This window comes from Saccharopolyspora oryzae, assembly GCF_027853915.1.
GTDB lineage: Bacteria > Actinomycetota > Actinomycetes > Mycobacteriales > Pseudonocardiaceae > Saccharopolyspora > Saccharopolyspora oryzae.
In genome coordinates this window covers 182,046-191,787 of sequence record NZ_JAQGLA010000006.1, presented here as the reverse complement: position 1 = coordinate 191,787, position 9,742 = coordinate 182,046, and the positions used below count along the sequence as shown (strand labels likewise).

The window sequence follows — 9,742 nt, the reverse complement described above, 5'->3', positions numbered from 1 at the left end:
CTGCAGCGCGGCCTGGGCCTCGTAGCGGTTGCCGCGCTCGATCGCGCTCTCCGCGCTGTTGAGGTCTTCGCGCGCCGAACTCGCGGCCACCACCGCGCGGGTGTGGTCGGAGTAGAGGACCTGCGCGACGCCCCACAGCATGTCGCCGGGCTGCGCGTCACGAGCTGCCACGCCGACACCGGTGAAGCCGATCATCAGCACCGCGGCCGCGGTCGCGACCGGCACCAGGTGCCGCCGCTTGAGCCGCCGGCGCGGGCGCGTGCCCTCCGAGATCGCGGTGGCGGCGGTCTCCACGTCGACCAGATCGCCGATCGGCGAGGAGTCGACGTCCTGCCGCCAGGCCACCAGCAGTGCTTCCAGGCTGGGACGTTCGCCCTCCGCCGGGACCGCCACGTCGGGGTTGGTCCCGCCGAGCGCGTCCAGCAGTGCGTCGTCGTCCTGCAGCGCTGCCAGGTCGATCGGCTCGTCCAGGTCGTCGTGGTCGACCAGCTCACCGGAGTCGCCTGCGTCGTCCCCGTCTTCCGCGCGCTGGCGGAAGGCGAGCACCGCGGCGCCGTCCGCGTCAGCGTCGCTGCGGGAGGTTTCGGACTCGCCCGAGTCGGAATCCCGATGGTTGTCGATCAGTTCCGTTCCCTCGTCTGCGGGCTCCTCGGCGGGAGCCACGTCCCGCTCGTCCGCCCGGGTCGAACGGTCTTCGTGCTGGCCGGACTCGATCGGGTCGCGTCCTGCCTGCTCCCCCTCGGGCCCCTTCCGCTCAGCCATTCAGACCACCTCCTCCGCGGACAGCGTCTTTCGCAGCCGGGCCAACGCGCGGTGTTGAGCCACGCGTACTGCGCCCGGCGTAGAACCGACCGCTTCGGCGGTTTCCTCCGCCGACAACCCGACGACCACCCGGAGCAGCAGGATTTCCCGCTGCTTGGCCGGGAGGACGCGAAGTAGTTGCGCCATCCTGCCCGAGAGCTCACCTTGCATCGCCCGCTGCTCCGGACCGGCTTCGGACTCCGGGGTGTCCGGAACGTCCGCCACGGGTTCGGAGCGGTTGCGGGCCAACGCTCGGTGCGCATCAGCCACCTTGTGCGCGGCGATGCCGTACACGAACGCCAGAAAAGGACGACCCTGGTCCTTGTAGGAGGGCAACGCGGTGAGCACCGCGAGACACACCTCTTGGGCCACGTCGTCCGCCGAAGCGAACGACCTCTCGTTTCGTCCGACTCTGGCGCGGCAGTACCGCACCACCAAAGGACGGATTTCGGCTAGCAAGCGCTCGATCGACTGACGATCGCCGTCGACGGCGGCGCTTACAAGAGCGTCCAGCCCGTCCCCCACGTTGGTCATCGCAGACAGCAGCCCTGGTGTTACGCGTTCAAGCGACTCGGATTTGCCCGGCGGACTTCGCGTGCACCGCACGCCGCGCCGAGCTCACCGTACCGGCAGAGGAGTGCTCGATGAACAGGGAGTCGAGATCAGGGGCGGGCGTAGTCACCCGTCCACATCTACCAGACGCCTCACGAAATGGCGTTTCACCTGGTCATCGAGATCTTCCCCGGAACGGGCGATGGGTTCCGGGGAGAACGGGCGAAGAGATCCGGCGGCATTTCGCGGTGTTCAACCGATTTGCCGCCTATCGCCGTTCGGCCCGCTATCGGCCGACTCCGGCAGGACTATGGCTCGCGTCACTCCGCCCGTCCGGGCGCGGTTCCGGACAACTGGACGGTGACGCGAGCCACACTCACTTCCGTAACGTCAGCTCGCGCGAGGCCAACATCGTCGAACACCGGCGGCCATTCGGGTCGCCCGCCGATGCACCGGCGATCTAACGGATCAAGCGACGAGGCCGCGGCGGAAGCCGTGCGCCACGGCCTGCGCGCGGTCGCGGACGCCGAGCTTGCGGAACAGCCGGCGCGCGTGGGTCTCGACGGTGTCCTCCGACAGGTAGAGCTCGCGGCCGATCTGGCCGTTGCTCTTGCCCTGGCTCATGCCCCGCAGCACCTGGAGCTCGCGCTCCGTCAGCTGGACACCGGGGTCGGACGGCTGCCGGGGAGCGGGCACCGAAGTGCTCGCCAGCGTGTGCGCCAGCGCAGCGACCAGCTCCGGCCTCGAGGCGTCCCAGCGGAGGTATCCGCGGGCCCCACCGGCGATCGCCGCGGCGATGCTCGCCGCGTCGTCCGGTGCACCGAAGACGATCACGTTGGCTTGCGGGTGCGCCGAGACGAGCCGTCGAGTCGCCTCGACACCGTTCGGGACGGCGCGCTGGGTACCGACCAGCACGACGTCCACGGCCTGCCGCGAGAAGCGGGCCAGCAGCTCGTCACCATGCGCGACGCAATCTATTCGACTCACTCCGGGGACAGCAGACATCACACGAGTGAGCCCTTCCCGGACGCTACGTCGGTCATCGCAGATCAGGACCGTCGTCACGGGAACTCCTTTCCTGCAGGCGAGTGACGTTCCACCTCCCCTATCGGACGCAGGGGCCAAAACCTTGACACGATCCGGTGCTTAATCCGTCAAGAAATTTCGCAATCAACCCATCCGAGCGGGGTTCACCGGATCGGAGCAAGGCGGACGGCGACTACCCCGTGCAGTCGCCCGTCACCCGTCATACCTGCAGTATTCACCCGATTGCTGATCGTTGTGGCCGAAATTTCGCCCGTCCGCAGGAACCCCAGAACGCGCCCTCATCCGATCGGTGTGACTTGTGTCACATGAGCCTCAACTCAGCCCAGAACGGTCTCCGAAACACGCGCCACAGCCGTCTCCAACGAGCCGAGCAGTTCCGCGTGCGAGGGCAGCGCCTCCGGCGACCACCCGGCGCCCGCCACGAACGCACGAGCCCGCTGGCGGGTGATCGGGATGTCCTCCAGGACCCGCGGAGAGGCGTAGTGCGACTGGTCGGCCCACAGGACGACGGCGGCGGGTGCTGAGCGCCGCACAGCGGCCGCCAGGCCCTCGCGGGGCAGCGAAGCACCGAACAGGCGGTGGCCGACGCGGTTGGCGGCCAGCGCGGCGGCGAGCGCCACGAGCTCGAGCTCCTGGGCCTCGCCGGGCGCCGGGGCGAGCACCACTGGACGCGGGTTGAGCGGCGCCGGGGCGGTGGCGATCACCGAGCGCAGCGCCGTGGAAGCGCAGTCGACCAGCAGCTGGAGCACTTCGATGCCGGATCCGGACCGCTGGCGGCGTTCGCTGACCGCGCGCAGGACCGGCTGCAGCATGTTCTGCCACACGGCGACGACGCCGTCGGCGTTCATCGCCTCGATCAGCAGCCGCTGCACGGACCAGGAGTCCAGCGCGAGCGCCGCCCGTCCCAGCCCTCGGGCCTCGGGGCCGGCGCCGGTGAGCTTCAGGCCCCGGCCACCGGTGTTGGAGCCGCCGACCAGCTTGAGGTCGTTGCCGCCGTCCAGAACACCGGACAGGAGCACGGGGCCACTGCCGGCATCCTCGGGCTGCTCCGCGACCTCCAGCGAGCGCTGCGGCGGCGGAGCGGCGACCGTGCGCGCGTACCGGGCGGCCTCCATCGGCGAAGCGCCGCGCAGCAGAGCGCGCTGCATCTGCTCGAGCCGCGCGATGTCGGCGGGTCCGTAGCGGCGGTGCCGGCCACTGGTGTGGTCGCTGGGGCCCAAGCCGTAGCGGCGGTCCCACGTGCGCAGAGTTGCGGGTGCGACGCCGAGGCGACGGGCCACCGCCGCGACGCTGAGCCGTGGTTCGTCGTCCGCTCCGGCGCCGTCCGAGGTGGCCGGTCGCCCCGAATCGTCGATCGGGACGGGGGTGTCCTCCCCTGGAGATGGTTCCGGCCGCGTCGTCACGCGGACATATTCCGGTTCCCGCCCGTTCGGGGCAAGCCGGTCGGTTCTCGATCACGCTGCCGAAAGATCACTCCAATGATGAACAAGTTTTGGCGCGATAAGGGTTGAACAAGTTTTGGCGCGGTTCTACGGTCGGATCATGCGAGGCTGCGGCGGGCCCGTCGCAGCAGGGAGGGGATCCACCGGTGGGAGGTGGTTGTCGCAATGGCAGACACTCGACGTCTTCCAGGACCGAACGCCGATATCTGGGATTGGCAGATACGAGGTTCTTGTCGAGGCATGGACAGCGCGTACTTCTTTCATCCGGACGGCGAGCGGGGTCCGGCGCGAGCTCGGCGCGAGGCGAAGGCAAAAGAGGTGTGCCAGCACTGCCCGGTGATCGCTCAATGCCGCGCCCACGCGTTGGCTGTGCAGGAGCCGTACGGCATCTGGGGCGGGCTGTCGGAGTCGGAGCGAGAAGTGATCATCAAAGCGCGCAAGCGCCAGCAGCTGGCGGTCGCGGCCAGCTGACCCGCTTGTGCTGATCGGGGCGGTCGGAGCCCCGGTCGCCGGAGTCGAATGACCACGAGGGGCGTCATTCGGCTCCGGGCGGAGCGGAACACGGAGATCGGGGCGGCACCCGCGCTGGGTGCCGCCCCGATCTCTTGGCGTTCTTGTGGTGCGGGCCGGGTCGTTCAGCCGACCCGCACCGCGGAACTCGTCAGGTCAGTGACCGTGGCCGTGGCCGTGCCCGTGACCGGCGGCCTCGGGGGCCTCTTCCTCCGGCTTCTCCACGACCGCGCTCTCGGTGGTGATGACCATGCGGGCGATGGAGGCCGCGTTGGCGACCGCGGAGCGGGTCACCTTCAGCGGGTCCACGATGCCCGACTGGACCAGGTCGCCGAACTCGTCGGTGGCGGCGTTGTAGCCCGAGCCCCAGTCGAGGTCGCGGACCTTGGCCACCACGACGGCGCCTTCCTGGCCCGCGTTGCTGGCGATCCAGTACAGCGGCGCCTCCAGCGCGCGGCGCACCAGCTGCACGCCGGTGGCCTCGTCACCGGAGAGCCCGAGGTCGTCGGACAGCACCTTGGCGGCGTGGATCAGGCTGGACCCACCGCCGGGCACGCTGCCCTCCTCGGCCGCGGCCTTGGCGGCGGCGACCGCGTCCTCGATGCGGGACTTGCGCTCCTTGAGCTCGGTCTCGGTGGCCGCGCCGACCTTGATCACCGCGACGCCGCCGCCCAGCTTGGCCAGGCGCTCCTGCAGCTTCTCGCGGTCCCAGTCGGAGTCGGTGGCCTCGATCTCCTTGCGGATCTGGTCCACCCGGTCCTTGACGTCCTCGGCGCTGCCGCGGCCGTCCACGATGGTCGTGGTGTCCTTGGTCACGGTGACGCGGCGGGCGGAGCCCAGCACCTCCGGACCGGCCTCGGCCAGCTTCAGCCCGACCTCGGGCGCGATGACCTGGGCGCCGGTGGCGACCGCCAGGTCGTCCAGGAACGCCTTGCGGCGGTCGCCGAAGAACGGCGCCTTGACCGCGACGACCTTGAGGGTCTTGCGCAGCGCGTTGACCGCCAGGGTGGACAGCGCCTCGCCCTCGACGTCCTCGGCGATGATCAGCAGCGGCTTGCCGTTCTGCGCGATCTTCTCGAGCAGCGGCAGCAGGTCCTGCAGGTTGGAGATCTTGTCCCGGTGCAGCAGGATCTGGGCGTCCTCCTGCACGACCTCCTGGCGCTCCGCGTCGGTGACGAAGTGCGGGGAGATGAAGCCCTTGTCGAACTGCAGGCCCTCGGTGATCTCCAGCTCGGTGGCCAGCGTCGAGGACTCCTCGATGCTGATCACGCCGTCCTCGCCGACCTTCTCCATCGCCTCGCCGATCAGCGCGCCGATCGACTCGTCGCGGGAGGACACGGTGGCGATCTGCGCGATGTTGTCGCGGCCCTTGACCGGGGTGGCCTTGCCCTTGAGGGCCTCCACCACGGCGTCGGTGGCCTTCTGCACACCGGCGTTCAGCGCCGTCGGGTTCGCGCCCGCGGCCAGGTTGCGCAGGCCCTCGCGGACCAGCGACTGGGCGAGCACGGTCGCGGTGGTGGTGCCGTCGCCCGCGACGTCGTTGGTCTTGGTGGCGACGTTCTTGGCGAGCTGGGCGCCCAGGTTCTCGAACGGGTCGCTCAGGTCGATCTCGCGGGCGATGGTCACGCCGTCGTTGGTGATCTGCGGTCCGCCGAACTGCTTGTCCAGCACGACGTGCCGGCCGCGGGGTCCGAGGGTGACCTTCACCGCGTCGGCGAGCTGGTTGACGCCGCTCTCCAGCGCGCGCCGGGCCTGCTCGTCGAAGGTGATCTGCTTAGCCATGGTTGCAACAGCCCTTCACAGGTGCCTGATCTGGTCTTTCCACGTCCGAGGCATCGCACCCCGGACATGGGACCGCCCCGGGGTCCCGCGGTCGGGACCGCCGGGGCGGCTACTGCTTCGCGCGTGGGTGCGTCAGTTGACGACGGCCAGCACGTCGCGGGCGGAGAGGATCAGGTACTCCTCGCCGTTGTACTTGACCTCGGTGCCGCCGTACTTGGAGTAGATGACGACGTCACCCTCCTTGACATCCACGGGGATGCGGTTTCCCTTGTCGTCCACGCGACCCGGGCCGACGGCCAGAACCTTGCCCTCCTGGGGCTTCTCCTTGGCGGTGTCCGGGATCACGATGCCGGACGCAGTCGTCGTCTCGGCCTCGCTCGCCTGGACGACGATCTTGTCCTCAAGCGGCTTGATGCTCGCCACGGTGTGACCTCCACCTTCTGGGGCCTTCGAAGCGTTGTCTGGGTTAAGACGGCTCCGTGGCTCCCCGCCGTCGCGGGTGCCGGGGCGCTGCGGCGCCGTTCTGCTAGCACTCTACCGACGAGAGTGCCAACGCTCAACAACCACCCGCATCCCCCGTTCGCCGGAGTGTCGCAGCACCCCCTCAGCGGCAGGTCGGCGCGATGCCCGAACCGCGGACCGGGGCGACCACCCGGCGTGCTCGTCCCGGTTCGCACCGCTACTCCGGCGGCTTCCGGCGCCGTCACCTGGGACGTCGTGACAGATGATCTACGCTGCGTGATCTTCGCAGGTAGATCGACATGCGGGAAACCTCACCAATCCCGGAGGCGGTGCACGGAAGTGGCGTTGTGTGCCCTAAGTTGCCAGGCATGCCAGCCCTCTCCAAGCCAGCGAACCGGCCGTGGGAACGTCGCCCCCGACCCGCGCGACCGCCCGGCCCACCCGGCCCGCCGACCCGAGCCGGTTGGCGTCCGAAATGAAGCCGACCAGCCGGCCGCGCTGAAAACCCGACGTTCCTGATCATCACCTCCGGCCGTCCCGATGTGGCCGCTTCTCGTGCACCGAGCCGGCCGCATCGGGCAACGCGGAGAATCCGACTTCGAGCAGCAGTTCCCCGATCGCAGCAGCGTCGCCGCGCGAGCGACGCTGAGCCGGTTGGGCTGAACGGGGCAGTCTTGTCAGAAATTCACGTGGACCTCATCACAGTCCGGTAGTTTCCGGCGACCGAACGCCGGAAACGTTCTTGGAGGACCAGTGATGAACGAATCCCCCGTCCCGTTATCCAGCCGGGTCAGCCGGCGCGCCGTGCTCCTCGGTGGTGCGGCAGCGCTCGGGGCCACCGCGCTCGGCAGTTCCGCGCTCGCCAACGCCCTCTCCTCGCCCGGCGCGGGCCTCCCCCGCCTCGCCGATCCGTTCACCCTCGGCGTCGCCTCCGGTGACCCGATGCCCGACGGGGTCGTGCTGTGGACGCGGCTCGCCCCGAAGCCGACCGCCGACGACGGCCACGGCGGCATGCCGGACAAGGTCGTGCCGGTGCAGTGGGAAGTCGCCGAGGACGAGAAGTTCACCAAGATCGTGCAGAGCGGCGAGACCGACGCCGCCCCGGAGTACGCGCACAGCGTGCACGTCGAGCTGGAAGGCCTGCAGCCCGGCGCCGAGTACTTCTACCGCTTCCGCGCCGAAGGCGAGATCTCGCCGGTCGGCCGCACCCGCACCACCCCGGCACCGGACGCGCTCAGCGAGCTGACCATGTGCTTCGCCTCCTGCGCGCACTACGGCGAGGGCTACTTCACCGCCTACCGCCGGATGGCCGAGGACGACCCGCACCTGATCCTGCACCTCGGCGACTACCAGTACGAGTACGCCGCCAAGGACGGCGACGTGCGGGAGGTGGTGGGGCCGGAAACCCGCACCCTGGCCAACTACCGGCAGCGCTACGCCCAGTACAAGACCGACGCGGACCTGCAGCTGGCGCACGCGACCGCGCCGTGGGTGGTGGTCTTCGACGACCACGAGGTGCAGAACAACTGGGCCGACGAGACGCCGCAGAAGCCCGACGACGGGTTCCTCGACCGGCGGAAAGCCGCTTTCCGGGCCTACTACGAGAACATGCCGCTGCGCAGCACCGCGAAGCCCTCGGGCATCGACCTGCAGCTCTACCGGCGGCTCCAGTGGGGTTCGCTGGTCAACTTCCACATGCTCGACACCCGCCAGTACCGCGACGACCAGGCCTGCGGCGACGGCTGGCAGTCCGGCTGCACCGAGCGCGAGGACCCGAAGCGGTCGCTCACCGGCGAGGAGCAGGAGAAGTGGGTCCTCGACGGGTTCCAGAAGACGACCGCGCGCTGGGACGTGCTGGGCCAGCAGGTGTTCTTCTCCAAGCTCGACCGCACACCGGGCGACGGCGAGAAGTACAGCATGGACTCCTGGGACGGCTACGTGGCCAACCGCGACCGGATCGCCACCGCGATGGCCGACAGCGCGGTCCGCAACGGCGTCGTGCTCACCGGTGACGTGCACCGGCACTGGGCCGCCGAGATCAAGCGCACCCACGACGACCCGGACTCCCCCGCCGTCGGCACCGAGTTCGTCACGACCTCGGTGACCAGCGGCGGGGACGGCGAGGGCGGCGGCAACGAGGACGTGCTGAAGGAGAACCCGCACGTGAAGTTCTACGCCGACCGGCGGGGTTACGTGCGCACGAAGTTCACCGAGGGCGAGCTGCGCGCGGACTACCGCGTGCTCGCGAAGGTGACCGAGAAGGACGCCCCGGCGGAGACGGCGAAGTCGTTCGTCGTCGAAGACGGCAACCCGAAGCTGAACCCGGTGTAGCGGTTCCGCTGGTCGAGTCCCGTGAGCACTTTCTGGTGCTATAGCCCCGCAAAGTGCTCACGGGGCGGGTCCGGGCTGCACAGCGCCGTCCTCAGCTCGGCGACGTCCTGGTGCGCGCGGGAGACGGCGGGCGGCACCGAACCCGATCCGCGGCTGGCACACTTGGTTCGTGGGTCGGCTGAAGGTTGGGATCTCGGCGCTGATCGGGCTCGGTGTGATCACCGGGGTGCCGTCGGCGTGGGCGTTCGCGCGCAGCGCGCGCCGCATCCGGACGTTGTCCGACGTGCCGGAGACGGAGGTCGGGCTGGTGCTCGGCGCCGGGATTCGCTGGGACGGCACGCCCAGCCTGATCCTGCAGGGGCGGCTGAACGTCGCGAAGGAGCTGTACGACGCCGGGAAGATCAAGCGGATCATCGTCAGCGGCAGCCCCGAGTCCCGGGGGTTCAGCGAGCCCGTCGTGATGCGGTACCACCTCTTGTCGCACGGGGTCCCGGCCGACGCGATCGTCCTCGACGAGTCCGGTGTGGACACTTGGCGGTCCTGCCGCCGGGCGGCCGGGGAGTTCGGCCTGCGCGAGCTGACCGTGATCAGCTCGCAGTTCCACCTGCGCCGCGCGGTGGCGATGTGCCGCCGGCTGGGCGTGGACGCCCACGGCGTCGGGCACGACGCGGCGGCCGACCGGCGGCTGGAGCGGGTCGCGGCGCGGGGCGTCCGGCGCGAATTCCTGGCGACCGTCAAGGCCTTCTGGTACAGCCGCTGACCGATCACTTCCCGTGATCTCCGATGACGTAGCGCGAGATCACGCGAAGTTGGCA

General features: G+C 69.8%; 9 protein-coding genes. 3 read left to right on the top strand and 6 right to left on the bottom strand.

Annotated elements, in window-relative coordinates; genetic code table 11:
* The 4 genes from OU415_RS06725 to OU415_RS06710 all read right to left on the bottom strand — a co-directional run.
* On the bottom strand, positions 1 to 762 hold a 762-nt coding region (locus OU415_RS06725), incomplete at its 3' end, for an anti-sigma-D factor RsdA (protein WP_270947698.1).
* Positions 763 to 1,335 (bottom strand): sigma-70 family RNA polymerase sigma factor, encoded by a 573-nt coding sequence (locus OU415_RS06720; RefSeq protein WP_093155087.1) that lies wholly within the window; start codon positions 1,333 to 1,335, stop codon positions 763 to 765. It lies immediately after the preceding gene.
* A 486-nt stretch (positions 1,336 to 1,821) separates the two neighbouring features.
* Complete coding sequence (locus OU415_RS06715; protein ID WP_270947697.1) at positions 1,822 to 2,418, bottom strand: response regulator transcription factor; 597 nt, start codon at positions 2,416 to 2,418, stop codon at positions 1,822 to 1,824.
* A 299-nt stretch (positions 2,419 to 2,717) separates the two neighbouring features.
* Positions 2,718 to 3,803: a MerR family transcriptional regulator gene (locus tag OU415_RS06710; protein WP_270947696.1), complete on the bottom strand. Its 1,086-nt coding sequence runs from the start codon at positions 3,801 to 3,803 to the stop codon at positions 2,718 to 2,720.
* A 204-nt stretch (positions 3,804 to 4,007) separates the two neighbouring features.
* Here OU415_RS06710 and OU415_RS06705 point away from each other — a divergent pair, with 204 nt between their 5' ends.
* Positions 4,008 to 4,313, top strand: a complete 306-nt coding sequence (locus tag OU415_RS06705; protein ID WP_093155089.1) for a WhiB family transcriptional regulator — start codon at positions 4,008 to 4,010, stop codon at positions 4,311 to 4,313.
* 195 nt (positions 4,314 to 4,508) lie between these two features.
* On the opposite strand, the gene groL is transcribed toward OU415_RS06705, so the two are convergent.
* Positions 4,509 to 6,134 carry a chaperonin GroEL gene (gene groL / locus OU415_RS06700; protein ID WP_270947695.1) on the bottom strand — a complete coding sequence of 542 codons (1,626 nt, stop codon included), beginning with the start codon at positions 6,132 to 6,134 and terminating at the stop codon, positions 4,509 to 4,511.
* Positions 6,135 to 6,266: 132 nt separating this feature from the next.
* Positions 6,267 to 6,557 carry a co-chaperone GroES gene (gene groES, locus OU415_RS06695; protein ID WP_010316109.1) on the bottom strand — a complete coding sequence of 97 codons (291 nt, stop codon included), beginning with the start codon at positions 6,555 to 6,557 and terminating at the stop codon, positions 6,267 to 6,269.
* A 795-nt stretch (positions 6,558 to 7,352) separates the two neighbouring features.
* Between groES and OU415_RS06690 the strand changes: the two genes are divergently transcribed.
* Together OU415_RS06690 and OU415_RS06685 are read left to right on the top strand one after the other, a co-directional pair.
* On the top strand, positions 7,353 to 8,927 hold the full coding sequence (locus tag OU415_RS06690; RefSeq protein WP_270947694.1) for an alkaline phosphatase D family protein: 1,575 nt from the start codon (positions 7,353 to 7,355) through the stop codon (positions 8,925 to 8,927).
* A gap of 169 nt (positions 8,928 to 9,096) precedes the next feature.
* Complete coding sequence (locus OU415_RS06685) at positions 9,097 to 9,687, top strand: SanA/YdcF family protein (RefSeq protein WP_270947693.1); 591 nt, start codon at positions 9,097 to 9,099, stop codon at positions 9,685 to 9,687.
* Positions 9,688 to 9,742 lie beyond the last annotated feature (55 nt).